Here is a 21,688-nt window from a genome sequence, read left to right as displayed (position 1 = left end):
CTGTGCCACGTCATCGAGTTGCTTACCATGTGCCTGGCAAGGCCGTGCAGGCGAGCAATACCCCGGTCAAGATATTCGCCAGGAACAGGCGATAATTCACCTCCGGACGGGCAAGATCGATCCGCCGGGTCTGCCAGGCGAGGTGGACGGCGATTACCAGCATTCCGATCGCATAAGGCGGCGACATTTCCAACAGCCAGCCCCCCGAGTGACCACGCGCCGACCGCCAGGGCATAAAACAGGCCGATCAAGGACTGGCCGTGCCGGCCGAACAGGATTGCCGTCGATTTCAGGCCAAGGCGGGCCTCGTCCTTCAGATCGACATAGGCATAGATCGTATCATAGCCGATCTGCCAGGCGATGGCCCCGGCCCACATCAGCACGGCGCCAACCGGGATATGTCCGGCAGCCTCGGCCCATGCCATCAGCATCCCCCAATTGAACGCCGCGCCCAGGACGGCCTGGGGCCAGTGGGTGAAACGCTTGCAGAGTGGATAGACGAAGACAAGCGGCAGGACACATATCGCGATGAGGCGCGTGTGGGGCGTCAGGAAAAACAGAAGCGAAGCCGCCAGTGCGAGTTCAACGGTCAGGAAGATAAAGGCCTGTCGCGTGACGATCTCTCCACTTGCCAGAGGTCGAAAGCGAGTCCGCTCGACATGGCCGTCAAACTTCCGATCGGCGATGTCGTTGACCGTGACCCAGCGCTTCTCATCAGAAGAGCGCCGAGAGAGAAGATTGCCAATTGCCTGAGATCCGGGTGACCGTGTGATGCCTGGATAAGGGCGGCCCAGCACGGGAAGAGCGTCAGCCATATTCCGACCGGGCGATCCAGCCGCGCCAACCGCGCATATGGCCGCCATGCGATGGGCAGCCGGCGATCCACCCAGTCGCCACGGTGGATATCGCTGAGATCGGGCGGCTCAGAGTCGTCATGATGTGATCCAAATTTCCTGTCGCAAATAGCCATGAAGCCTCAGGTTTTTGTCGCCAGCGGCGCTGCCCAGAATAGGAATTTTTGCAGACACGGCAATAACCGTCCGTTGCGATTGGTCGCTGACCTTCTGCGGAAAATGCGGCCAGCTGTTCTTGTTGCGTTCGCATGCTTGCGGTATGAATTCTTCCGATCTTGGAGCAGCAGAAGGGAAGATCATGAGCGTCTACGCAACCGTCGGTGCACTCGATTCCGTCAAATCGAATGGTTTTTATGATGCGACCCTGGCAACGATCGGTTGGAGCAAACATCGGGAATTTCCCGGATGGAGCGCCTATTCCGAAGGCGGGAAGGGTGACGGTTTCGTTCTATGGGTTTGCGAACCGTTCAACGGGAACCGGCGAGCGCCGGAAATGGCTCGATGGTCGCATTCATGGCCAAGTCCCGCGCCGAGGTGGATGCGTTTTACGATGCTGCCATGACGAACGGCGGAACGGACGAGGGCGCACCTGGTTTACGTCCGCACTACGGGCCGAACTGGTATTCCGCCTACGTGCGCGACCCCACCGGAAACAAGATTGCTATCGTCTACAATAGCGGAGGTCAGCTCGATTGCCGCAACTCGACGTCTCGGGGATTTTCCTATGTGCCGGCGAATATGACGTGGGGACCGGCGCCGCGGTCCGGCGCATCCCGGGGCAGGCCGAAGAAGCGTCTTGCCATTTCGGTCGGGCCGATATCTGCCAGGGATGTAAAGCCCAGGCTCAGCAATCGGTTCGCAAGATCCTCGGGATCGAAGTGCGTCAGCCACGGCTCGCCGGCTGCGGCTGTGCGCGCGCCCATTTCCGCGGCGCGGGCGCGGCGTTCGGGCGAATAGTTTTCGAGGGGTTCGCTGTAGTCGAAGACGATGGATGCGCTCGGCAGGCCGGCGACGAAGCGTAGCAAGGCAAAGACCGACGCCTCCGTGAGATATGGCACGACGCCAAGCCAGATGAAGAAGGACGGTGCCTCGGGCTCGAAGCCGGAATCGACGAGACGCGTTTTCAAATCCTCATGTTCGAAATCGACAGGAACGAATGTCGGCAGGCTTTGCGTCAGTCCGATCTCGCTGAGCCGCATCTGCTTCCAGCTCTGCGTGGCGGGATGATCGACTTCGAAGACTTTCAGGCCGTTATGGGGATTGCGCAATGCAAAGGTGTCGAGCCCGGCGCCGAGGACGACGGCTTGCCTGACGCCCTTTGCGACGGAGAGGCCAAGGCAGTCTTCGGCATATCGGCTTCGCGCCGCCATGAACAGGCGAAAGGATCGCGTGGCGGGGTCCTGGGCTTTCAAATCTGCCTCGGCGCAGCCCCCCTCGCCGAGGATGCGGCGGGCATAGGGGTCCAAGAAGATGGCGCCGCCATCCGCGCTCTGATGTGCTGCTCGATAGGCTGCCGCACCCATCGCGGTGCGGCTTGGTTCGGATGCTCGCATGAAGGCCTCTTTCTCTGTAAATCTGCTGCTGGCGCCGGCGGGAAGCTTGCCGGCACCCGAACCGCGGCGGATACCTTGTCACTACGGGAAGACTAGAGCATGATTTTAACACTGTAAAGATTAGATCGAGACATGGCCACATACGACGGACCGCCCCGCTATCATCATGGCAATTTGCGCCCCACACTGCTGTCCGTGGCGAGGGCGCTGCTGGAGGAGCGAGGCCCGGCGGCGCTGAGCATGCGTGAGATCGGCCGCCGCGCCGGCGTCTCGGCTCCGGCGGCATACCATTATTTCAACAGCTTGGACGCCATCGCGGCGGCACTCGCCGAACAAGGGTTTGCCGAGCTGAGCGAAGGCATCGATGCGGCGCTAGCCGGTCCTCGGCGTCATCTGCTCGCCGGCGGCATCGCCTATGTCGCCTTCGCTCGTGCCAATCCCGGTCTCTACCGGCTGATGTTCGGGGAGGGCTTTCAGGCCTATTCCAAAGGAAACGAGGCGATACGCGCCCTGCGGATGGAGGTCTATCGGCAGATGAAGGACGACCTCGAAAAGCGGCTGACACCCGGAGACGTGCCGAACGCCGCGCTCTTTCTCTGGTCGCTGACGCATGGCCTTGCCTTGCTGATGATCGACGGTCAGGTCGAACCCGGTGCCGACCCCGACGCCAAGGTCGAGGATATCCTGAAGCTCGTGGGCATGGGGCTGCCTGCCGCGAGATAACACGCGCCGGCTTTATCCATCTCGCATAGGCGATCCAGCCAGGATCACTTGGATCCTATTGTGGACGGCGATGCCGGGACGTTCAATTCCTACCAGGCGGTACGGGCGGTGCCGAGTGCGGTCGTATGAGAAGATGAGACCTGGGCAACGTGCGCCTTGAGCGACACGACGCAGTTTCCCGGAACGCTGAGATTGTGCGACGTCAGGTGTTTCAGCAATGTCTCGGCGTCGCGCTTCTCGGTTAGCGGAAATGTCACAGTCATGCGAGTTCTCCAACGAATAAACTGAGCATCCGCAGAAATTAATGTCTAAATTCTTTTGCGCTGCAACAAGAAAAATTTAACGATAAAATTAAAATCGATTAGCTTTCGGAGCGGCTATTTTAAAATCGTTTGAAATTGGATCCGGGGCATCTCCATGGATGCCTTGACCGCTTCGGACAGCCGCGAGGGAATATGCCGTCAATGTGGCATTGACCTATCCCTCAAGATCCGAACGGGCTCGTTTCGTCGGTTTCCGCGGTCGAAGTTGCCGGGGAAAGGCGTTTGGAGTGTCGTGAGCGTTAAGTGCGCCGGCTGACGTAAGATCGGGCCGTCATCTGCCGTTGCGGGCGGCCCAGCTCCTGAGCCGTAATCCGTTGAGCCTGATGAAACCTTCGGCGTCGTGATGATCGAAGGCCACGGCGCTTTCTTCAAAGGTGACGAGGTCGGCGGAGTAGAGTGAGCAGGGGGAGACGCGGGAGATGACCGAGGCGCTTCCCTTGTAGAGCCTGAGCGTCACTTCGCCGCTGACGAAAGCCTGGCTGTGGTCGATCAGGGCTTGCAGCATTTCGCGCTCGGGAGCGAACCAGAAGCCGTTGTAGATCAGCTCGGCGTAGCGGGGCATGATCTCGTCCTTCAGATGGGCGGCGGCGCGATCGAGCGTGATCGATTCAATGCCGCGATGGGCCGTGAGCAGGATTGTCCCTCCCGGCGTTTCGTAAATTCCCCTCGACTTCATGCCGATGAAGCGGTTTTCAACGAGATCGAGCCGCCCGACACCATGCCGGCCGCCCAGTCCATTGAGCTCGGTCAGCAATGCAGCCGGCGTCATGGCCTTGCCGTTCACCGAAACTGGATCACCCCTCTCGAAACCGATGGTGATGATCTCGGGGGCATCGGGCGCGTCGACGGGATCGACCGTGCGCTGATAGATATGATCGGGCGCGACTTCCGCCGGATTTTCGAGACTCTTGCCTTCGGTCGAGGTGTGCAGCAGGTTGGCGTCGATCGAGAACGGCGCCTCGCCGCGCTTATCGCTCGGCACCGGGATCCGATGCTTCTCGGCATATTCCAGAAGCTGCATGCGGGAGCGGATGTTCCATTGGCGCCAGGGAGCAATGACCTTAATCGATGGGTCAAGCGCATTGACGGCCAGCTCAAAACGGAGCTGATCATTGCCCTTGCCTGTCGCACCGTGGGCAATGGCATCCGCGCCGACTTCCCGGGCTATGCCGACCAGGTGCTTGGCAATCAGCGGCCGTGCGATAGAACTGCCCAGCAGGTACTGCCCCTCATAGAGCGCGTTCGCCCGCAGCATCGGAAAGACGAAGTCGCTGACGAATTCCTCGCGCAGATCGACGATGCGGATGTCCCTGACCCCCGCCATCTCCGCCTTGGCTTGCGCCGGCTCGAGCTCCTCGCCCTGGCCGAGATCGGCGGTGAAAGTCACCACCTCGCATCCGTAGGTCTCCTGGAACCATTTGAGGATGATCGAGGTATCCAGTCCGCCCGAATAAGAAAGCACAATTTTCTCTATCTTGGTCATCAACCCATCTCCATCTCGATGCTGGTACGATAGGCCAAGTCCTGCGCAATGAGCTTGCGAAACATCCGGGAAATTGCAAAAGTTTAGCATATCATACCACTACAGTTTGAATCGGAGCTATGAAATGCCAGTCATCCTGGACCCGATCGACCGCCATATCCTGCGCGTGCTTCAGCGTGACGGGCGTATTTCGAACGTCGATCTGGCGAAGGAGGTAGGCCTGTCGCCGTCACCGTGCCTGCGTCGCGTCCGGCTGCTGGAAGAGGCTGGGATCATCGATCGCTACGTCGCCGTGCTGGACCCTGCAAAGGTCGGGGTGGGGCTGACGGTTTTTGCCCGCGTCTGGTTTAAGACCCAGGATGCCGAGGTCACACTCCGCTTCGCCGAAGCCGTCAGGCGGTTTCCCGAGGTAATGGAATGCTACCTGACGACAGGGGAATGCGACGCTGTGCTTCGGATCGTCACCGCCGATCTGCATAGCTATTGGCGTTTTCAGGCCGATCACCTGATGCGCATTCCGAGCATCCTCAGCGTCAAGACCGACGTGCCGATGGAAACGCTGAAGCGAAGCTTCGAACTGCCGTTGAGATAGGCGTCGTGGCCCGATCCCTATCCGAGAGAAGAGGCGCTCCGGCTCCTTGCCAGCCAGACGAGGCCAGTGACGAGGAGCAGGATCATCACGGCATGGGTGATGTAATCGAGCGTGGTTTGCGGGCCGACGCCGACGGCGATGGTGAAGGCGCCGATGAGAGTGCCGAGGAGGGCGAAGGACTGGGCCGAGATCGCAGCCGTTCGGCTCCACGATCGGTCAAGGCCGAGCGAGATCAGGCCGAGAAGGAGGGCAGCTGCTATCAGCGCTTCGGCAATCATCGCCTGCCGGTGTTCGTGGCCTTCGAGGACGAACCCGGCATGGGTGAGCGAGGCAATGGCATAAAGACAGGTTTCGATCAGGAAGAGGATCGCGACGGCTGAACGCATGGCATGGCTCCTTGGCAAGGTGGACGCCCAATGGGCCTTCCGGGGGAAATCGCCAATAAGGTTTGATCGATACGATAATTTGAGTAATAAAACTATTTTTCAAGTGTGTTGCGAGGATATTTGATGCCTTCTGCCTCCAACCGCCATGCCAAAGCCGCCGCCTCGGCGTGGCGGATGATGTTCGATCTCTTGATGAAATCGGCGCCACAGCGGCTGGAAAGCCTTCAGGCGAGGGGGCTGACGCCAAACGATTCCAGGGCTCTGTTCACCTTGCACGACGAGGGGGAGCCGATCAGCGCGCTCGCCCGTCAATGGGGGTGCGACGCCTCGACTGCGACGTGGCTGGTCGATCGGCTGGAGCGAGCGGGCCTTGCCGAACGCGTGACGCCGGAACACGACCGCCGCGTCAAGCTGGTACAACTGACCGGCAAGGGCGCAGCCACCAAGGATGAGCTTTTGGCGGAGCATTATCGCCCGCCGGTGGAACTCCGGCACCTTTCGGCCGGAGAGCTCGAAGAACTGGCCAGGCTGCTTGCCAAGACCGAAGGCGGGCACTGACGGGCGAGGGATCGTATCGTCGTCGCGGAGGCTAGATCATTCCTGGTTTCTCCGTGGCACGGAGGTGGTCTAACTTTTTGTTTTTGCGCGATTGCGGACGCGCTGTGTCAGACGATTCCGTATTCTTTCAAGAGCGCTTGCTCGTCGCCAGAAACCCAACCAAATATCTTCGGCTCTCCATTCAGCTTTTGAACGAGATAATGGACATCGAAATCTATCGAGATATCCGGCGCATCCCGTCGAGCGTAGATCCCCGTCCAGGCAACGTGAGCCACGCAATGACACTCATCGATCGGGGAGAGCCTGAGATCGCGTATCCGCATCTCTTTCGTTCCTGTCGCTCGATACCGCTCATAGCCCTGCTCCATGAGCCGTCCGAGTTGATCGTCGTTTTTTCCGGCCATGACCCCGGCGGGCGAGGCTGCGATGAACGCGGAAGCGTAGAACGACGCGTTCGCATCCAAGTCCACATCACCATTCAGCGCGCGATTGAAGAACCGCTGATATCGCGCGAACAGGTTCCTGACCGCAGTCTCCATCGATCACCCTCACTTTCAATGGGGCATCCCGGGTAGCAGTATGCTTGTGCGTCTTGCAATTGCCAATGCCAGCTAAGAGTTCAAAGAGCATATCGCGATCCCAAAACCGCCGCACACTTTGGGCGAGATGCATTAGCCGGCACAGGCTGTCAGGGCTGTCGATCCGAAGAGCGGCCTGACCTTCGACTCTGCTAGCTTCGCCTCGAATCCGCAGTGCGGGGGAAAGCGTGGTGTTGATGCGCACGATGCTGGTCGCCGCCGCGCGCGATCCACCAACGCGAGCTCAAGGCATTTCGTGATTGGCTCCTTGCCGAAATCGGTCATTCTTGAGATGCCGGGTGCCACAGCGCCTCGGCCGAATGGAGTCCACGATGAAAAGGATAAAGCTTGACCAGCTGTTTGGCCGCGAAGCGTTTGGCGATGATCCTGCCAATTATCACCGCGCGCGACCGGCTTATCCGCAAGCGACCTGGACGGCCCTGCGCGAGCGCGCCGGTCTCAGGGCCGGCATCGATATATTGGAGATCGGCGCCGGTTCGGGGCTGGCGACGATGGCGCTGCTCGGTCACCGGCCGCGCAGCCTCGTTGCCGTCGAGCCCGATGGCCGGCTTGCGGATTACCTTCGCGTCTCGATCGACAATCCCTGTCTTGATATCGTGGAGGCTGCCTTCGAGGCCGTCGATCTCAAGCCGGCCTCCTTCGATCTGGTCGCTGCCGCGACGATGTTTCACTGGCTTGACCCGACAGCTTCGCTAGAGAAGATCCATGGTCTGCTTCGGCCGGGCGGAGCCGTCGCCCTGTGGTGGAACGTCTTCGGCGATGCGGGCCGGCCGGATGCCTTCCACGACGAAACGGTGCATCTGTTCGCGAGTCATCCGTCGAGCCTGTCGAGCGGCGATGCGGAGCGACTGCCTCACGGGCTGGACGCTAACGCGCGTGTTAGGGAACTGGCCGCCACCGGCTTCATTGCCGACGAGCCGCAATTTCTCTCGTGGACGCTGACGCTCGATCCGGCAGCCGTCCGCCGGCTCTACGCAACCTATTCCAACGTGACCATACTGCCGCCGTCCGAGCGCGTCGCGCTGCTCGATGCCCTGGAAGCCATTGCCGCATCTCGTTTCAGCGGACGCGTCGAACGCAACATGACGACGGCGATCTATATCGCACGGCGACGCTCCTTAGAGGCAGACCATTACTCGACCTGGATATGAATATGGTCGTCGTGGCGGGCGGCGCGGCAGCCTTGAAAGCGGATATGGCTGTCGGTGATGCCGAGCGCGTTCTTCAGATGCGGCTCGATGAAGATCTTCTGCAGGCCGAAGCGCGTCACACCTTCGTTTGCCAACCAGCCGATCGCCGCCGATGTGCGCTGCTCCTCGATCCGATAGGCCGGAAACAGAGGCTGCAGCGCATCGAAGTTCCAGCGGGTGGTGAGCGTCGTTGCGCCCTTCGCATGGCAGTTCGTCGCCGCGGGCGGGTTGCTCAAAGGCGAAATAGCCGATGGGGGAGCGGGTGGCGCCATTCAGGAAGGCACCGTCCACATCCTTGTAATAGTAGGCGAAGTCGAGCTTCTTCCCATCCGCATGCGACAGATGAGGGAGCAGCGGAAAGCCGTTCACGAAGGGGAAATTCGCATCCAGCGCGACGGTGACGGTTCCGGGGAATTCCCTGTCCATGTGGACGGCAAGCGCCTTTGCCAGATCGTGCACTTCTGGGGTGACGTAGTTGCGGTTCAGCAGGCAATAGATCGGGGAGCGGACCACGAGACGGTCCGTCGCGCCGGCGATGCAGGAAAGGGGAACTCGCCCGAAGATCGGCGCGGCGAAGCTCGCCGCAATAGTGGCGCTGGCATAACAAAGCAGGAAGATCGCAAGCTTTGCCAGAAACCGCCGCAAGCCCCAGGCGTGGGAGGCGGCCAGCGCCACGACATAGGCGATGCCGCCGATCTGCGTCAGCAGCGTCAGAATGAGGGCGATCAGGAGGTGAAGGGTAAAACGGAACACGGGAAGGCCTTGCGGACGTTGTCGTTCCCATAGGCGAGGCGATGGTGGCGCGCAAGGAGGATGGCGGGGTACGCGGCTCATTTGCGCGTCCCCTGGAGTGCTTTGAATTGACAGGATCAATTATCTGACTAAAGTCAGACAATATGACCTACGATCCTGTCTCTCGTGTCCGACGCTTCAACCGTGCCGTCACCTCCGAAGTCGGCGCTCTCGATACGTCTTTCCTCGGACGCGGCCGTCCGCTGGGCGCTGCCCGTGTCCTCAATTCGATCGGCCGGGGACAAACGGATGTTGCGGTGATCCGCGATTATCTCGGTCTCGACTCCGGCTTGATGAGCCGTCTGCTGCGCAGTCTGGAAGAGGAAGGTCTCATCGAGACGCTACCGAACCCTCAGGACGCGCGCCGCCGCGTTGCCCGATTGACCGAAACCGGCCATTGCGAGTTTCAGGCCTATGAGGAGCTTTCCGATGCGCAGGCGAAATTGTTTCTGGCGCGCCATCGCCGCCCGGACGAACTGCTGCGCGCCATGGATATCGTCGCTTCTTCGCTGAGGCGTGAGCAGATCGTGCTCGAGGAGAAAGACCCGCGGCACGAAGACGCCAGCTATTGTCTGCGCGAATACTACGGCGAACTCGCACGCCGCTTCGAGAAGGGTTTCGATGTATCGCTTTCTCGCGATCCCGACGCCAAAGATATGGTCCGCCCGCGCGGTGCGTTCCTGGTGGCCATGTCAGATGGCCTGCCGATCGGCTGTGTCGGTCTGAAGGGCAATGGTGGCAAGGTTGCGGAGATCAAAAGGCTCTGGGTCGCCCCGTCTGCGCGTGGCCTTGGGCTCGCAACGCGCCTTATGACGGCCGCCGAGAACATCGCCCGCGAGCTATCCATCAAGCTCCTGCGCCTGGATACGAATAGCGCGCTGCCCGAGGCAACACAGCTTTATCGCGGAACGGGTTGGAGTGAGATCGACCGTTTCAACGACGACCCATACCCGGACACGTTCTTTGAAAAGCGCCTTTAAGTGAAGGTCGCTTTTTGCTGCCCGAAGTAGGGAAGGCGCCGCTGCTGGTCCTTTGCATGGCTCAGGGCGTTCGGCCCTGCGATCGATTCACTGGATCGATCGCTCCTGCTTTGCAGGACCGGGCCTCACTCCCTGCCGGTCAGGCGGCGAAGCGCTCCGTTATCGGGCGGCGGCGCAGGTTCGGCTGCGTTACAGCAGGCGGATTATAGGCCGCCTCCAACGGGCCGGTGTCGGTGCCGGGCGGGACGATCGCGTCGATCCGGTCGAGGATTTCGTCCGTCAAGCTCACCCCGGCGCCGGCAAGCAGATCGTCGAAGTGCTCCATCGTGCGCGGGCCGATGATCGCCGAGGTGACGGCCGGATGGGCGATGGTGAAGGCCATCGCCATGTGCGCCAGCGAGAGCCCTGCCTGCTGGGCGAGCGGGATGAGCCGTTCGACCGCGTCCAGCCGACGCTCGTCGTTCATCTGCCTGGGGAAGCGTTTGGCGCGGGCGCTATCGGGCTGCGGCGCGCCCTTTCGGTATTTGCCGGTGAGCATGCCCATCGCCAGCGGGCTCCACACCATCGCGCCCATTCCGTAACGTTCGCAGGCGGGCAGAACCTCGCGTTCGATGCTGCGGTTGAGGATCGAATAGGGCGGCTGCTCGGCGCGGAAACGTGCCAGCCCGCGGCGCTCGGAAACCCATTGCGCCTCGATAATTTCCGAGACGGGGAAGGTCGACGATCCCACGGCACGCACCTTGCCCGCCCGTATCAGGTCGGTGAGGGCCGAGAGTGTTTCCTCGATGTCGGTATCGGGTGCCGGCCGGTGGATCAGGTAGAGATCGATATGGTCGGTCTGCAGGCGGCGGAGCGAATCCTCGACCGCCCGCGTCAACCAGCGGCGCGAATTGCCCTGCCGGTTTGGGTCGTCGCCCATCGGCAGATGCGCCTTGGTGGCAAGCACGACGTCGTCGCGCCGGCCCTTGAGTGCCTTGCCGACGATCTCCTCGGATTCGCCGCGGCTGTAGATATCGGCGGTGTCGATGAAGTTGATGCCGGCATCGAGAGCCTTGTGGATGATCCGGATCGAATCCTCGTGGTCGGGATTGCCGGCAGCGCCAAACATCATGGCGCCGAGGCAATAGGGGCTGACCTTGATGCCGGTTCTTCCAAGCGTGCGGTATTGCATGGTCTGTTCCTTTTATTGTGGAGGCGGACTTCGTGCGCAACGATGTGGCCAACACCGTCGCGCTGTGTTAATTTGCATAAACGGAACCGTATTCCGTTTTTATACGGAACAATGTTCCGTTTTGCAAGCGAGTGAATAATGAGCGACGAGAGAAAGGAGCAGGAGGACGGCGTGAAGCCCGGGGAAAGGGCGAACAGGCGCGTGCGCGCCGACGCCAAGCGCAATCTCGACGGGCTGCTTCAGGCTGCATTGACCGTGTTTGCGACCTCCGGCGTCGATGCCCCGGTGCGTGAGATCGCGGAGAAGGCCGGTGTCGGAATCGGCACCGTTTACCGGCATTTTCCCGAGCGTTCCGACCTCGTCGTCGCCGTCTTCCGCCGCGAAATCGATGCCTGCGCTGACGCTGCGCCCATCCTTGCCGCCGAACATGCGCCGGGCGAGGCGCTGGCCAGATGGATGCAGCGTTTCGTGGATTTCATCGCGGCCAAGCGCGGGCTTGCGGCGGCCCTGCATTCCGGCAACCCAGCCTTCGATGCGTTGCCCGCCTACTTCCAGCAGCGGCTGCAGCCCGCCCTTCGCTCGCTTCTCGACGCCGCCGCTGCCGCCGGTGAGGTCCGCACCGATATCGCCGCCGAGGATCTTTTGAATGCGGCCGCAAGCCTCAGCATGCACGCCTACGCCCAAGGGTCCGAACATGCTCGGCGTATGGTTTCCCTGCTGGTCGACGGGCTGCGCTACGGCGCTGTACAGCGATGAAGGTGTGCCGATGAAACAGGCCGTTGCCCGGCCGGCACGCGCGCTCGGCCGGGCAACGGCCTTGCGTCATCAGGTCCGCATCGACAGTTCGATATCCTCTTCGAATGGTGTCGAGAGGTAGCCGGCCGCGGGCGAGCGTACGCGGGCGAGATAGTCCGGGCAGAGGTCGGCATTGTCGGCGACGATGAGAGCGCCAGGCCTCAGGCGGTCTTCCACCAGTTCCAGGATATCGCGATAGAGCGCCTTGGCGCCATCGAGGAACAGCAGGTCGATCGTTTCCGGGAGATCCGTGCTCAGGGTCTCAAGGGCATCGCCTTCGCGGATCTCGACGAGATCGATGAGGCCGCCGGCCGCCAGGTTGGCGCGGGCGCGGGCCAGCTTCGACGGCTCGAACTCGCTGGTGATCAGCCGGCCGCCGCCATTGTCGCGCAGCGCGGCGGCGAGATGGAGGGTCGATATGCCGAAGGATGTGCCGAATTCGACGATCGTTCGTGCGCGGCTGCTTCGCGCCAGCATGTAGAGCAGCACGCCGGCCTCCCTGGAGACGGGAAGCCAAAGATCTCTAAGGCGCCCGTAAAGCTCGAGATATTCGGTCTTGCTGCCGATCAGGCGCATTCGCTCATCGCCTGACAGGCCCGACATTGCAGGGCTCGTTGCCGCGGCTGCCTCCTCGAATAGGCCGTCGAGCAGGGGTGCCAGCGGGGCGGTGGTCAGTGTCGTCATGTAAAATCTCCTTGATGACAGGTTCTTGTGTAGGACGAAAAATACGAGTAATTCGTCGCATCTGCTATTCGCATTGCGGAGCGCTGCCATGACCGATCGTCCAAGAGCCCGGATTTCCTCACGAAAACAGCCCAAGCAGGCCCGATCGAGCGAGCTCGTGGCGGCGATCCTGGATGCCGCTGCTCAGGTTTTGGCGCGGGAAGGCGCCCAGCGCTTCACCACGGCGCGGGTGGCCGAAAGGGCCGGCGTCAGCATCGGATCGCTCTACCAATATTTCCCCAACAAGGCGGCGATTCTCTTCCGGCTGCAGAGCGACGAATGGCGGCAGACGACGGACATGCTCGGCGGCATCCTTGCCGATGCGCAGAGGCCGCCGCTTGAACGGCTGCGCCGCCTCGTCCATGCCTTCCTCCGCTCGGAGTGCGAGGAGGCGGCGATGCGCGTGGCGCTCCATGACGCAGCACCCCTTTATCGCGATGCACCGGAGGCGCAGGCGGCGAGGGCATCGGGAGACCGCATCGTCGAACTGTTCATGCAGGAAGTACTGCCTTCTGCGCCGGAGGCGACCCGGGCGCTTGCCGGCGAGCTGATCACCACGACGCTCGGCACGGTCGGCAAGCAGTTCTCGGAGGCTCCGCGGAGCCTTGCCGAGATCGACGCCTATGCCAACGGCATGGCCGACATGTTTTGCGCCTACCTCGAACGGCTTGGGTTCGGCCGGGACCGGGCATAACGTTCCCGGCGGCACACCCGCCTCGTCCTACATTTTGGAACTGCCCGTCTGGTTCCACAATGGCGATCTCGTATGCCTATGGTTGCCGGAGGCACCCTGCGGCATCACTTAGCGTGAAAGATCCCGAAGGGCTCGTTTATTTGGCCAGCACGATATGCGTGGCGTGTTCGGTCGCGACATGCTCGGCGACGCGGAAGCCGAGGGCCGGGAGGTCGATGCCTTCAAACATCGCCTCGCCCTTGCCGAGCACGACCGGCGAGATGGCGAAATGCAGTTCGTCGATCAGACCGGCCTGCAGATACTGACGGACGGTGCTGACACCGCCGCCGATTTTCACATCCTTGTCGCCGGCCGCGGCCCTCGCCTTGTCAAGCGCTTCTTCGATGCCGCCGGTGATGAAGTGAAACGTCGTGCCGTCCTCCATGGCGATCGGTTTGCGGGGATAATGCGTCAGGATATAGGTCGGCGCGTGATAGGGCGGGTTCGGTCCCCACCAGCCTTTCCAGGCGTCATCCGGCCAATTGCCGCGGATGGGGCCGAACATGTTGCGCCCGAGAATGAAGGCGCCGAAATTGGCCATGCCGCGGGCCGCATAATCCTCGTCAACGCCCTCAGAACCGCCGTCCTTTCCGGTCATCGTGCGGAAGGTGCGGGTACGGAAAAACCATTCGAACATCTCCGTTCCCCGCTTGCCCAGCGGATCGTTCATGCTTTGCTCCAGCCCGGCGCCGAAACCATCCACGGAAAGGGAAAATGCTGCGACACGCACCTTGGACATGCTGCTCTCCTCCATCTGATTGCAAATTGAAACTAGTTGCCTTGTTGCATAAGTGATCCTATATTGCAACCAGTTCTCAAGGAGAATATCGTGGATATCGAACTGCGGTCGGGTTGCCCGATCAACCTGACGATGGAAGTGTTGGGCGACCGGTGGAGCCTCATCATCATCCGGGACATCATGTTTGGCAACCGCCGCCATTTCCGCGATCTTCTGACCCATTCGGAGGAGGGGATCGCCTCCAACATTCTGGCCGCCAGGCTGAAGCGCCTGCTCTCGCTCGGGTTCATCAGCAAGCGGGACGATCCGAGCCACAGTCAGAAAGCGATCTACAGCCTGGCGGAGCCGGCGATCCAGCTGGTGCCCGTCTTCGCCATGATCGGTGCGTGGGGGCGGCGACATATGCCTGTGAGCGAGGAGCTGAGCATTCGCGCGCAGCTTCTCGAAGAAGGCGGGCCGCCGCTGTGGGACGCATTCATGGAGGATCTCCGGCAGATCCACATCGTCGATCCGATCGGCGGCGCCAATGGTACATGCACCTCACCGGTACTCGCCAAGTTGACGGCGGCGTTCCTCGAGGTCCGCGCGAGAGCGTTGTCGCAGGCATCCTGATATCGAGGGAAGTCGGTCCGATCAGCCGCCGGCACCCTGGTATTTGCCGGTGGCATACCGCCAGTGAGCGATTGCGATCAACACCCAGATCGGGCCGGCCATGAGAGCCAGGGGCCCAGCCCAGTCCCCGAGGATCGGGATGGGCTTGCCGAGAAGGGCACCGACGGGGACCGAGCTGGTGAGGGCCAACGGGACCGCGGTGATCAGGATGGTCTGGATGCCGCCGGGAAAAATATTGAGCGGGTAGCGCGTCAATTCCCAGAAGCCGAAGAAGATCGAGAACAGATGGTTGGACCGCACCCAAATCAATGCCGTGGCGCCGATCATGGTGATGAGGGCACCCGTCAGCAGCGTCGCGCTGATAAGCGCAGCAATGAAGAATGACGCGGACCAGACCGACCAGGTCAAGTCGACGGACAGAACGGCCCAAGCCATCAGCGCCACTGCGAGGATGACGTGGCCGGCATAGCCGATATTGAGGCCGGAAAAGACCAGATAGGCCCAAGGGCTGAAAGGCTTGACCAACAGCGTGTCGTAAGTGCCGAGCCGCACCAGTTCTTCGAGCTCGCGCAATTGCACGAAGCTCATCGCGGCACCCAGCGAATAAGCGAGCAGCTGAAAGCTGAACAGCAGCGCAAGCTCCGGCCAGGTCCAGCCGCCGAGGGTGTCGAAGCGGGCAAGCAGGATGCCGATGGTGGCGAAGACGCTGCCATAGGAAAGGATCTGCGCAAGACGGTCGAGCCAGAAAGCGCCGCGATATTCCATTTTGGAGCGGACATGCATCCGGACCAGCAGTGGAAGGACGCGCAGGTGGTGCATGAGCATGATCAACCTCCCTGCACGGTGATGCGGGTGGAGGCGCGGCGCCACAGCCAGAGGACTCCGGCCAGGAACAACGCGGCCCAGGCAAGGCCCAGGCCGAGATGGAGCAAGACTTCGGCCGTGGAAAGCCTGCCGAGATAGACGGCATTGGGGTAATAGACCACCCAGGCGAAGGGCAGGTGGCGGGCAATCCTGGCAAGAGGTTCGGGGAAGAACCAGAAGGGCACCAGCAGGCCGGAGAACAATTGCAGCAGAGCGCCCAGGATCCAGTCCAGCGAGAAGCTCGTCATCAGCCAGAAGGCGATGAGGCCGAAGAGCGCCGACATCAGGAACAGCAGCGCAAAGGACAGCGCCCAGAAGGCGACGAACATCAGGCCATCGAACAGGCTCGCCGGCGGCAGCATGCCGTAAAACAACGCGGTGAAGGCGACGGTCGGAATGACCTGGGTCATCAGGCGATAACCGAAGCTGCCGCATTCGTTGGCGAAGAGATAGAGCGGAAAGGACAAGGGCTTGAGCAGCCAGACCGCGATATCGCCGGTCTTGAGTGACCTGCCGATCTCGCCGATGATCCTTTCGGGGCGGGTGGCGCCCATCACCGCGCCGCCGAGCAGGGCATAGGTGACCATCTGCTGCAGGGAAACGCCCTCGACCACGATGCCGCCGATGCCGGCATAGGCCGCCTGCCAGATGGCGACACGCGCGAAGACCTGTACGAGTTTGCCGAAGATATTGGCCCATACTTCATTGCGGTAGGCGAGCTGCGAATGGAAGGAACTGCGCGCGAAGGCGAAATAGGCGCTCATGATGCCCGGGCCTTGGCATTGCTATGCCGGTCGGCGTTGCGGCGCTGGTAGAAAGTGCGGATGACCTCTTCGATGTCGGGCTCGTGCAGCGCCACGTCCTTAAGGTCGCGCCCGCTGCCGACCTCCGACAAGACTGCGACCAGCGAGATGTCTTCACGCTCGATGAGATAGTTCTTGCGCCGGCCCTCGTCGCTGACGAGAGCCGCGGTGCGCAATGGCAGCGGTCCAGGGTCACTGGCAAATTCGAGTGTCAGCCGCCGGGCCGAGCCCAATGCCGCGCGCAGGCTCTTCAATTCGCCGTCGAAGATGAGCCTGCTATGGTCGACCATGATCAGCCGCGGGCAAATGGTCTCGATGTCCTGCAGGTCATGAGTGGTGAGGATGATGGTGACGCCGCGCTCGCGGTTGATCTCGGCGAGAAAACGCCGCACGGCATCCTTGGCGACGACATCAAGCCCGATGGTCGGCTCGTCGAGAAAGAGGATCTTGGGATCGTGCAGCAGTGACATCACGATCTCGGCGCGCATGCGCTGGCCGAGGCTGAGCTGGCGCACCGCGCGGTCGAGAAAGGGCGTCAAGTCGAGCAACTCGCTGAAGCGCCTGAGATTATCCGCATAACGCGCGACTGATATGTCGTAGATGCGCTGGTGCAGGGTAAAACTGTCGATCAGCGGCAGGTCCCACCATAGCTGGCTGCGCTGGCCGAAAACGACACCGATCTCGCGGGCATTGTCCATGCGCTTCAGATGCGGCGTTCGGCCGAGCACCGAGAGCATGCCGGCGCTCGGCACCAGGATGCCGGTCATCATCTTGATCATCGTCGATTTGCCGGCGCCATTGGGGCCGAGATAGCCCACGGCTTCGCCCGCCGCGATGTCGAAACCAATGTCGGAAACGGCCAGAACTTCCGTATATTGGTTGGTCACCAGTGTCTTCAGCGCGCCCAGCAGGCCCGGAAATCTCTTGTGCTGCCGAAAGCGTTTGCTGACGCCCCGCGCCTCGATCAAAGCCGTCATATGTATTTCCTCGAGGGTGATTCCAGCCGATTCGGCAGCAATACCCAGGCTAACGCGGGGCTCGGCCAGTTCAAGCAAAAGTCGCTTTTTTGGCGTTACTCAATCGAACCTAGCCTTTTGCGTTGACAGCCATGATCAATCGATTCCTGTTAGGATCATGAAGATTCTCGCAATATCCGGCAGCGCCCGGCGCAATTCCACCAATACCGCCATGCTGCAGGCTGTCCGCGCCGTTGCGCCAAGCGAGATCGAGATTTCGATCTTCGACGGCGTGGGGCGGTTGCCGGTATTCTCGCCTGATCTCGAGGGGGAGAATCTACCGGAGGCGGTGCGGGATTTCATCGATTTGATCGCTCAGAGCGACGGGGTGATCATTGCCAGCCCGGAATATGTCCGATCCATCCCCGGCGGCCTCAAGAATGCGATCGACTGGCTCGTATCCGGAGATGAGATCGTCCATAAACCGATCGCCCTGCTGCACGCATCGCATCGCGGTGATGACATGCTGGCAGGCCTTCGCACTATCCTTGCGACAGTCACCGACCGGTTTGCGTGCAATATTTTCCTCAGGCTTCCTCTCATGAAGCTGGAGCCGGCCGAGGTGTTCAAGGCCGTCGGGGCAGCAGAGAACCGTTCCAGAGTGCAGGCTTATCTTCAGGCATTCTCGGCCTATTGCATGGCAGACAGCAAGATCGCCTGAGGTCCGCCGCTGCATCATCGAACCTCCATCAGCAGGCCGTTCTCGAACGCCGTCTTTTCGTGAAGCGTGTGCAGAATGACGAGCGGGGCTGCGAGCAGTACGGCGAGGATAAAAGCGGAGAGGACGTGTCTCGTCAGGAAACGGAGGATAGGTCGGATCATCTTGATCTCCAGCTACCGAGAATATTCCTTGTGCTGGACCTCGACGATTGCGGCAGCATGACCGGCTGCCTTGCGAGCTCCGCAATGCTGCCGCAACCCTTGTGGCGGACAGAGGGGAGAACGAGACAATGGACAGGCGATGCGGATACTGTTGATAGAGGATGAGAGGGAGTTGGCCGAGGCGCTGTCGTCCGCACTCGGCAAACATGGGATCGTCACCGACCACACGGTGCATCTGGCCGACGCCGTCGAGCTGACGCGGCAGAACCTCTACGATGCGATCCTGCTCGACCGGCGCCTGCCCGATGGGGAGGGGCTGAGCTTCATTCCCGAGCTCAGGCGGACGGGGAAGGATACGCCGATCATCGTGCTGACGGCGCTGAACGAACCGAAGGAGCGGATCGAGGGCCTCGACCTCGGGGCCGACGACTATCTCGGAAAGCCGTTCCTGGTCGAGGAGCTGATGGCGCGGCTCAGGGCCGTGCTGCGGCGATCGCCTGAATTGGCCGAACTCAAGATCACCGCCGGGCGGATGGTGATCGACCCGCTGCATCTCAGCGTCACCGTCGATGCCGTGCCGCTCGATCTCCCCCGGCGCGAACTTCTGGTGCTGGCGGCACTCGCAAGGCGCAAAGACAAGACCGTACTGCGCTCGACACTGGAGGCGGCGGTTTATAACTACGAAGAGGAAATCCAGTCGAATGCGCTCGACGCGCATATTTCGCGGCTGCGCAAGCGGCTGATCGATGCCGGCGCCGGCGTCGCGATCCACAATATCCGCGGTGTCGGTTATCTCATGAAGGAGGAGTGATGCGCCAAGCTACCAGGTCGAACCTTTCACTCTGGTGGACGCTCAGCTGGCAGCTCAGTATCGTTTTCGTGGCTGTTGTTGCGACGGTGATCATCGGTCTTTGCATTTACGCCACCAGCATCCTCTCGCCCAATGAAGGAATGCAGGTTCAGCTGACTGCAGCCCTCGAGGAAGCTCTTACGCGTGACTCGCAGGATAGGATCGCTATCGCGGATAGCCCGCGTCTCAGGTCGTTCAAGGCTGAGAACAACAGGCTCTGGTTTTTCGTCGCCACACCCAGTGGAGAAACGGCCTCCTACGGCGTAATACCGGCGCCCTATGCGGACCTAGCCCGGTACGTCTACCTCATCAAAGACGCCGACATACGAGGGGCGTCCGGTACGACCGAGGTCGCCTCCATCGACCGTGTCGACACGGCAGAAGGCGAATACAGAGTGATGTACGGCGGAAACGCCAGCAGAAGCTCCGCATTTCTGGCAATACTCGGCAAAACCTACCTCATTTACACACCACTTTTGGCCATCGCTTTGCCCGGGGTTTTTCTAACGATCCCCCGCGTCGTAGCGCGCGCTTTGGCCGGCGTGAAGGATATAGCGAGCAAGGCATCGGAAATCGAACCCCGCCGGCAAGGAGCCCGATTGCCGGTGGATGGTATCCCCACGGAAATCGCACCATTGGTGATTGCTTTTAACGGAACGCTTGAGCGGCTTGAGATCGAGTTTAAGAAACGCCAGCGTTTCCTGATCGATGCGGCACATGAGCTGCGGACGCCGATCGCTATCATGCAGACGCGCATCGACGGCATGCCCGATGGGCGCGAGCGGCAGCGGCTGCTTGACGACGTGGCGCGGCTGGCCGAGGCAGCCGAACAATTGCTCGATTTCGAGCGGAACCACCAGGCGGCCGATCTCGACGAAACGGTCGATCTCGTCGAGATCGGTCGGATGGTGGTCGCCGATCTTGCGCCGCTGGCCATTGCCGGCGGCTACCAGATCTGCTTTCAAAGTGAGGTGGAGAGCCTTGAACGCCGCGGCAGCCCTTCGGCTCTGCCGCGGGCGGTCAGCAACCTGGTACGCAACGCCATCGATCACTGCGTCAACAGGGGCATGATCACGGTTTCGGTGTCGGGCTCGGTTTCCGGGGTGGGGCAGATCAGTGTCGCCGACGAAGGGCCGGGCATTCCGGCCGAGCATCGGGAGCTGGTTTTCGAGCCCTTCTATCGAGTCACTCCGAAGAGCAAGGGCGCCGGTCTCGGCCTCAGCCTCGTCAAGCAGATCGTCGCAAATCATGGCGGCGAGGTCAGCATCGAGAGCAGTGCTGTCGGGACGCGGGTGACGATCGAACTCGCACAGGGCAGGCCTGCTTGAGCAGCATCCGCCTTGGTTCTGATCGGTAAAGGCTCAGGGAAGTGATCTGTAATGTTGCGGCAATTCTCGACCGCCACTTTCGCCCGACCCTAGAGCGCCGCGCGTCCGACAGGACGCGCCAAGGACGCTCTAGAGTTTAAACCTGCGCATAACCGCGAAAATCGATCTCGATTTTCGGGGTTATGCGCTATCGACGACGGAGACCAGACAGCGTGCGCAGCAATCCATTTCCATTTTCCTTCCAATTGGCGTCGAGAGGCTTGTCCCTCGCTCTGCCGGTGGCGCTCGCCATGGCCGCGGCCGGGTGCAGCTCGGTGCCGCTGAAAGAGGCCGGCACGCTTTCTTCCTACGGCAATCTCGGCGCGCCGAAGGGCAAGCTGTCGAAATCGCGCGTCTATGTCGATGGCGCGCGCCTTGGCCCGGCAAAGACGGTGAGCATCGTGCCGACGACTTTCGCTTTCAGCGCCGCGATCCGCGTTAAATCGGACGCGGACCGGGTGATGGTGGCGAACGCGCTGGACCGGGCGCTCTGCATTTCGCTCAGCGACAAATATCAACTGGTCTCTGCCGGTCAGCCGGCGGACCTGACAATCCGCTCGGTCGTCACCGACATCGTGCCGACCAACAAGGCGATGGCTGGTGTTTCGACCGTCGTGACCGTCGGCACCGGTTTCATGCTGCCGGTCGCCGTGCCGCGGCTGCCGGCCGGCCTCGGCGGACTGGCGGTCGAGGCGGAAGCCGTCGATAGCGGTGGCGTGCAGCGGGCGGCGATCGTCTGGTCGCGCGGGGCAAACTCGCTGCAGAACAGCCCCCGCGTTTCCGAAGTCGGTGACGCCTATAGCCTGGCTGCGAAATTCAGCAGCGAGTTTTCGCGCATGCTGATCAAAGGCAATGAGCCGAATGGAGTGGATATCTCGCTGCCCTCAGGGCAGCGGATGAAATCCTGGCTCGGCGGAAAACCGAAATACGCCGCCTGCGACGCCTTCGGCCGGCCGCCCGGACTGATGGGGACTGTGGCCGCCAAATACGGCGCGCCGCCGCAATGGACCGAGAAGAAGCCGAAACCAGCGGTAACCAATTGAGAGAATCCGGCGCCGGCGCCCGACAAGCCGCCGCGACCAGCACTCAGTCCGCTCCAGGCTGACGGGACGGACGAAGCAAAGGCAGGCAAGGCTTGTGCTCCGTCCGTCTGAAAATGC

The 21,688-nt window shown here is 61.5% G+C and carries 25 protein-coding genes and 3 pseudogenes; 13 read left to right on the top strand and 15 right to left on the bottom strand.

Annotated features, from left to right (window positions below):
* Positions 1 to 22: 22 nt before the first annotated feature.
* Both ubiA and N2A41_RS12670 read right to left on the bottom strand, forming a co-directional pair.
* Positions 23 to 936, bottom strand: a pseudogene (gene ubiA, locus N2A41_RS12680) (4-hydroxybenzoate octaprenyltransferase).
* On the bottom strand, positions 933 to 1,154 hold the full coding sequence (locus N2A41_RS12670) for a hypothetical protein (RefSeq protein WP_017964811.1): 222 nt from the start codon (positions 1,152 to 1,154) through the stop codon (positions 933 to 935). Before N2A41_RS12670 ends, ubiA begins: the two are co-directional and overlap by 4 nt.
* Here N2A41_RS12670 and N2A41_RS12665 point away from each other — a divergent pair.
* A pseudogene (locus tag N2A41_RS12665) lies at positions 1,153 to 1,529 on the top strand (VOC family protein); the annotation flags it as partial. The gene N2A41_RS12670 and the pseudogene N2A41_RS12665 sit on opposite strands and share 2 nt — an antisense overlap.
* Positions 1,530 to 1,576: 47 nt before the next feature.
* Here the strand turns inward: N2A41_RS12665 and N2A41_RS12660 are convergent.
* Positions 1,577 to 2,407, bottom strand: a complete 831-nt coding sequence (locus N2A41_RS12660) for a class I SAM-dependent methyltransferase (protein WP_260108912.1) — start codon at positions 2,405 to 2,407, stop codon at positions 1,577 to 1,579.
* Positions 2,408 to 2,539: 132 nt separating this feature from the next.
* On the opposite strand from N2A41_RS12660, the gene N2A41_RS12655 reads away from it, so the two are divergent.
* Positions 2,540 to 3,130, top strand: a complete 591-nt coding sequence (locus N2A41_RS12655) for a TetR/AcrR family transcriptional regulator (protein WP_260108911.1) — start codon at positions 2,540 to 2,542, stop codon at positions 3,128 to 3,130.
* An 89-nt stretch (positions 3,131 to 3,219) separates the two neighbouring features.
* Here the strand turns inward: N2A41_RS12655 and N2A41_RS12650 are convergent, their stop codons facing one another.
* Positions 3,220 to 3,393 carry a hypothetical protein gene (locus N2A41_RS12650; protein WP_003540843.1) on the bottom strand — a complete coding sequence of 58 codons (174 nt, stop codon included), beginning with the start codon at positions 3,391 to 3,393 and terminating at the stop codon, positions 3,220 to 3,222.
* A gap of 331 nt (positions 3,394 to 3,724) precedes the next feature.
* Positions 3,725 to 4,936, bottom strand: a complete 1,212-nt coding sequence (locus N2A41_RS12645; protein WP_260108910.1) for an argininosuccinate synthase — start codon at positions 4,934 to 4,936, stop codon at positions 3,725 to 3,727.
* A gap of 124 nt (positions 4,937 to 5,060) precedes the next feature.
* Between N2A41_RS12645 and N2A41_RS12640 the strand changes: the two genes are divergently transcribed.
* A complete protein-coding gene (locus N2A41_RS12640) occupies positions 5,061 to 5,528 on the top strand; it encodes an Lrp/AsnC family transcriptional regulator (protein WP_260108909.1) in 468 nt (155 codons plus the stop codon).
* A 17-nt stretch (positions 5,529 to 5,545) separates the two neighbouring features.
* On the opposite strand, the gene N2A41_RS12635 is transcribed toward N2A41_RS12640, so the two are convergent.
* Positions 5,546 to 5,914 carry a hypothetical protein gene (locus tag N2A41_RS12635; RefSeq protein WP_162117380.1) on the bottom strand — a complete coding sequence of 123 codons (369 nt, stop codon included), beginning with the start codon at positions 5,912 to 5,914 and terminating at the stop codon, positions 5,546 to 5,548.
* A 123-nt stretch (positions 5,915 to 6,037) separates the two neighbouring features.
* On the opposite strand from N2A41_RS12635, the gene N2A41_RS12630 reads away from it, so the two are divergent.
* Positions 6,038 to 6,472 (top strand): MarR family winged helix-turn-helix transcriptional regulator, encoded by a 435-nt coding sequence (locus N2A41_RS12630; protein WP_260108908.1) that lies wholly within the window; start codon positions 6,038 to 6,040, stop codon positions 6,470 to 6,472.
* 107 nt (positions 6,473 to 6,579) lie between these two features.
* On the opposite strand, the gene N2A41_RS12625 is transcribed toward N2A41_RS12630, so the two are convergent.
* The gene (locus N2A41_RS12625) at positions 6,580 to 7,011 is read right to left on the bottom strand and encodes a nuclear transport factor 2 family protein (protein WP_170276543.1); all 432 of its coding nucleotides are present in this window, start codon (positions 7,009 to 7,011) and stop codon (positions 6,580 to 6,582) included.
* A gap of 359 nt (positions 7,012 to 7,370) precedes the next feature.
* Between N2A41_RS12625 and N2A41_RS12620 the strand changes: the two genes are divergently transcribed.
* On the top strand, positions 7,371 to 8,222 hold the full coding sequence (locus tag N2A41_RS12620) for a class I SAM-dependent methyltransferase (RefSeq protein WP_222384275.1): 852 nt from the start codon (positions 7,371 to 7,373) through the stop codon (positions 8,220 to 8,222).
* Here the strand turns inward: N2A41_RS12620 and N2A41_RS12615 are convergent.
* Positions 8,204 to 9,014, bottom strand: a pseudogene (locus N2A41_RS12615) (hypothetical protein). The gene N2A41_RS12620 and the pseudogene N2A41_RS12615 sit on opposite strands and share 19 nt — an antisense overlap.
* 143 nt (positions 9,015 to 9,157) lie before the next feature.
* On the opposite strand from N2A41_RS12615, the gene N2A41_RS12610 reads away from it, so the two are divergent.
* Complete coding sequence (locus N2A41_RS12610; protein WP_222384118.1) at positions 9,158 to 10,033, top strand: bifunctional helix-turn-helix transcriptional regulator/GNAT family N-acetyltransferase; 876 nt, start codon at positions 9,158 to 9,160, stop codon at positions 10,031 to 10,033.
* Between the two features lie 139 nt (positions 10,034 to 10,172).
* Here the strand turns inward: N2A41_RS12610 and N2A41_RS12605 are convergent, their stop codons facing one another.
* Positions 10,173 to 11,204 carry an aldo/keto reductase gene (locus tag N2A41_RS12605; RefSeq protein WP_017964800.1) on the bottom strand — a complete coding sequence of 344 codons (1,032 nt, stop codon included), beginning with the start codon at positions 11,202 to 11,204 and terminating at the stop codon, positions 10,173 to 10,175.
* A gap of 138 nt (positions 11,205 to 11,342) precedes the next feature.
* On the opposite strand from N2A41_RS12605, the gene N2A41_RS12600 reads away from it, so the two are divergent.
* On the top strand, positions 11,343 to 11,960 hold the full coding sequence (locus N2A41_RS12600; protein ID WP_260108907.1) for a TetR/AcrR family transcriptional regulator: 618 nt from the start codon (positions 11,343 to 11,345) through the stop codon (positions 11,958 to 11,960).
* Positions 11,961 to 12,029: 69 nt separating this feature from the next.
* On the opposite strand, the gene N2A41_RS12595 is transcribed toward N2A41_RS12600, so the two are convergent.
* Complete coding sequence (locus tag N2A41_RS12595) at positions 12,030 to 12,683, bottom strand: O-methyltransferase (protein WP_170255165.1); 654 nt, start codon at positions 12,681 to 12,683, stop codon at positions 12,030 to 12,032.
* 88 nt (positions 12,684 to 12,771) lie between these two features.
* Between N2A41_RS12595 and N2A41_RS12590 the strand changes: the two genes are divergently transcribed.
* The gene (locus N2A41_RS12590) at positions 12,772 to 13,416 is read left to right on the top strand and encodes a TetR family transcriptional regulator (RefSeq protein WP_222384120.1); all 645 of its coding nucleotides are present in this window, start codon (positions 12,772 to 12,774) and stop codon (positions 13,414 to 13,416) included.
* A 136-nt stretch (positions 13,417 to 13,552) separates the two neighbouring features.
* Here N2A41_RS12590 and N2A41_RS12585 read toward each other — a convergent pair whose 3' ends face one another.
* Complete coding sequence (locus N2A41_RS12585; RefSeq protein WP_222384121.1) at positions 13,553 to 14,194, bottom strand: dihydrofolate reductase family protein; 642 nt, start codon at positions 14,192 to 14,194, stop codon at positions 13,553 to 13,555.
* 90 nt (positions 14,195 to 14,284) lie between these two features.
* Between N2A41_RS12585 and N2A41_RS12580 the strand changes: the two genes are divergently transcribed.
* A complete protein-coding gene (locus N2A41_RS12580; RefSeq protein WP_222384122.1) occupies positions 14,285 to 14,806 on the top strand; it encodes a winged helix-turn-helix transcriptional regulator in 522 nt (173 codons plus the stop codon).
* 21 nt (positions 14,807 to 14,827) lie between these two features.
* Here the strand turns inward: N2A41_RS12580 and N2A41_RS12575 are convergent, their stop codons facing one another.
* From N2A41_RS12575 to N2A41_RS12565, 3 genes are read right to left on the bottom strand one after another with little or no spacing between them, the layout of a single operon-like run.
* Positions 14,828 to 15,631, bottom strand: a complete 804-nt coding sequence (locus tag N2A41_RS12575) for an ABC transporter permease (protein WP_260108906.1) — start codon at positions 15,629 to 15,631, stop codon at positions 14,828 to 14,830.
* Between the two features lie 2 nt (positions 15,632 to 15,633).
* On the bottom strand, positions 15,634 to 16,434 hold the full coding sequence (locus N2A41_RS12570; protein ID WP_260108905.1) for an ABC transporter permease: 801 nt from the start codon (positions 16,432 to 16,434) through the stop codon (positions 15,634 to 15,636).
* Entirely contained in the window at positions 16,431 to 17,450 is a 1,020-nt protein-coding gene (locus N2A41_RS12565) for an ABC transporter ATP-binding protein (RefSeq protein ID WP_260108904.1), read from the bottom strand. Before N2A41_RS12565 ends, N2A41_RS12570 begins: the two co-directional genes overlap by 4 nt.
* Positions 17,451 to 17,607: 157 nt before the next feature.
* Between N2A41_RS12565 and N2A41_RS12560 the strand changes: the two genes are divergently transcribed.
* Positions 17,608 to 18,150 (top strand): NADPH-dependent FMN reductase, encoded by a 543-nt coding sequence (locus N2A41_RS12560; RefSeq protein WP_017964791.1) that lies wholly within the window; start codon positions 17,608 to 17,610, stop codon positions 18,148 to 18,150.
* Between the two features lie 14 nt (positions 18,151 to 18,164).
* On the opposite strand, the gene N2A41_RS12555 is transcribed toward N2A41_RS12560, so the two are convergent.
* The gene (locus N2A41_RS12555; RefSeq protein ID WP_168724812.1) at positions 18,165 to 18,311 is read right to left on the bottom strand and encodes a hypothetical protein; all 147 of its coding nucleotides are present in this window, start codon (positions 18,309 to 18,311) and stop codon (positions 18,165 to 18,167) included.
* A gap of 139 nt (positions 18,312 to 18,450) precedes the next feature.
* On the opposite strand from N2A41_RS12555, the gene N2A41_RS12550 reads away from it, so the two are divergent.
* The 3 genes from N2A41_RS12550 to N2A41_RS12540 all read left to right on the top strand — a co-directional run bounded on the left by N2A41_RS12550 (position 18,451) and on the right by N2A41_RS12540 (position 21,571).
* Positions 18,451 to 19,122, top strand: coding sequence for a response regulator transcription factor (locus N2A41_RS12550; RefSeq protein WP_017964789.1), 672 nt, complete (start codon positions 18,451 to 18,453; stop codon positions 19,120 to 19,122).
* Positions 19,122 to 20,489: a sensor histidine kinase gene (locus N2A41_RS12545; RefSeq protein WP_222384126.1), complete on the top strand. Its 1,368-nt coding sequence runs from the start codon at positions 19,122 to 19,124 to the stop codon at positions 20,487 to 20,489. The genes N2A41_RS12550 and N2A41_RS12545 overlap by 1 nt, the downstream gene beginning before the upstream one ends.
* A gap of 182 nt (positions 20,490 to 20,671) precedes the next feature.
* Positions 20,672 to 21,571, top strand: a complete 900-nt coding sequence (locus N2A41_RS12540) for a DUF3313 domain-containing protein (RefSeq protein WP_260108903.1) — start codon at positions 20,672 to 20,674, stop codon at positions 21,569 to 21,571.
* The last annotated feature ends 117 nt before the right edge of the window (positions 21,572 to 21,688 follow it).

The sequence above is a fragment of the Rhizobium sp. SRDI969 genome (assembly GCF_025152725.1).
Lineage (GTDB): Bacteria > Pseudomonadota > Alphaproteobacteria > Rhizobiales > Rhizobiaceae > Rhizobium > Rhizobium leguminosarum_I.
Note: the sequence above shows the minus strand (reverse complement) of the source record. Positions and strands in the feature narration are given on the sequence as shown.

Bases quoted from the DNA above. Each gene is read 5' to 3' on its own strand.
- N2A41_RS12565 (WP_260108904.1), bottom strand. From the start codon at position 17,450: ATGACGGCTTTGATCGAGGCGCGGGGCGTCAGCAAACGCTTTCGGCAG.
- N2A41_RS12575 (WP_260108906.1), bottom strand. From the start codon at position 15,631: ATGCTCATGCACCACCTGCGCGTCCTTCCACTGCTGGTCCGGATGCAT.
- N2A41_RS12545 (WP_222384126.1), top strand. From the start codon at position 19,122: ATGCGCCAAGCTACCAGGTCGAACCTTTCACTCTGGTGGACGCTCAGC.
- N2A41_RS12555 (WP_168724812.1), bottom strand. From the start codon at position 18,311: ATGATCCGACCTATCCTCCGTTTCCTGACGAGACACGTCCTCTCCGCT.
- N2A41_RS12660 (WP_260108912.1), bottom strand. From the start codon at position 2,407: ATGCGAGCATCCGAACCAAGCCGCACCGCGATGGGTGCGGCAGCCTAT.
- N2A41_RS12600 (WP_260108907.1), top strand. From the start codon at position 11,343: ATGAGCGACGAGAGAAAGGAGCAGGAGGACGGCGTGAAGCCCGGGGAA.
- N2A41_RS12650 (WP_003540843.1), bottom strand. From the start codon at position 3,393: ATGACTGTGACATTTCCGCTAACCGAGAAGCGCGACGCCGAGACATTG.
- N2A41_RS12610 (WP_222384118.1), top strand. From the start codon at position 9,158: ATGACCTACGATCCTGTCTCTCGTGTCCGACGCTTCAACCGTGCCGTC.
- N2A41_RS12620 (WP_222384275.1), top strand. From the start codon at position 7,371: ATGGAGTCCACGATGAAAAGGATAAAGCTTGACCAGCTGTTTGGCCGC.
- N2A41_RS12550 (WP_017964789.1), top strand. From the start codon at position 18,451: ATGCGGATACTGTTGATAGAGGATGAGAGGGAGTTGGCCGAGGCGCTG.
- N2A41_RS12655 (WP_260108911.1), top strand. From the start codon at position 2,540: ATGGCCACATACGACGGACCGCCCCGCTATCATCATGGCAATTTGCGC.
- N2A41_RS12595 (WP_170255165.1), bottom strand. From the start codon at position 12,683: ATGACGACACTGACCACCGCCCCGCTGGCACCCCTGCTCGACGGCCTA.
- N2A41_RS12540 (WP_260108903.1), top strand. From the start codon at position 20,672: ATGCGCTATCGACGACGGAGACCAGACAGCGTGCGCAGCAATCCATTT.
- N2A41_RS12640 (WP_260108909.1), top strand. From the start codon at position 5,061: ATGCCAGTCATCCTGGACCCGATCGACCGCCATATCCTGCGCGTGCTT.
- N2A41_RS12645 (WP_260108910.1), bottom strand. From the start codon at position 4,936: ATGACCAAGATAGAGAAAATTGTGCTTTCTTATTCGGGCGGACTGGAT.
- N2A41_RS12630 (WP_260108908.1), top strand. From the start codon at position 6,038: ATGCCTTCTGCCTCCAACCGCCATGCCAAAGCCGCCGCCTCGGCGTGG.
- N2A41_RS12570 (WP_260108905.1), bottom strand. From the start codon at position 16,434: ATGAGCGCCTATTTCGCCTTCGCGCGCAGTTCCTTCCATTCGCAGCTC.
- N2A41_RS12670 (WP_017964811.1), bottom strand. From the start codon at position 1,154: ATGATCTTCCCTTCTGCTGCTCCAAGATCGGAAGAATTCATACCGCAA.
- N2A41_RS12585 (WP_222384121.1), bottom strand. From the start codon at position 14,194: ATGTCCAAGGTGCGTGTCGCAGCATTTTCCCTTTCCGTGGATGGTTTC.
- N2A41_RS12635 (WP_162117380.1), bottom strand. From the start codon at position 5,914: ATGCGTTCAGCCGTCGCGATCCTCTTCCTGATCGAAACCTGTCTTTAT.
- N2A41_RS12625 (WP_170276543.1), bottom strand. From the start codon at position 7,011: ATGGAGACTGCGGTCAGGAACCTGTTCGCGCGATATCAGCGGTTCTTC.
- N2A41_RS12605 (WP_017964800.1), bottom strand. From the start codon at position 11,204: ATGCAATACCGCACGCTTGGAAGAACCGGCATCAAGGTCAGCCCCTAT.
- N2A41_RS12560 (WP_017964791.1), top strand. From the start codon at position 17,608: ATGAAGATTCTCGCAATATCCGGCAGCGCCCGGCGCAATTCCACCAAT.
- N2A41_RS12590 (WP_222384120.1), top strand. From the start codon at position 12,772: ATGACCGATCGTCCAAGAGCCCGGATTTCCTCACGAAAACAGCCCAAG.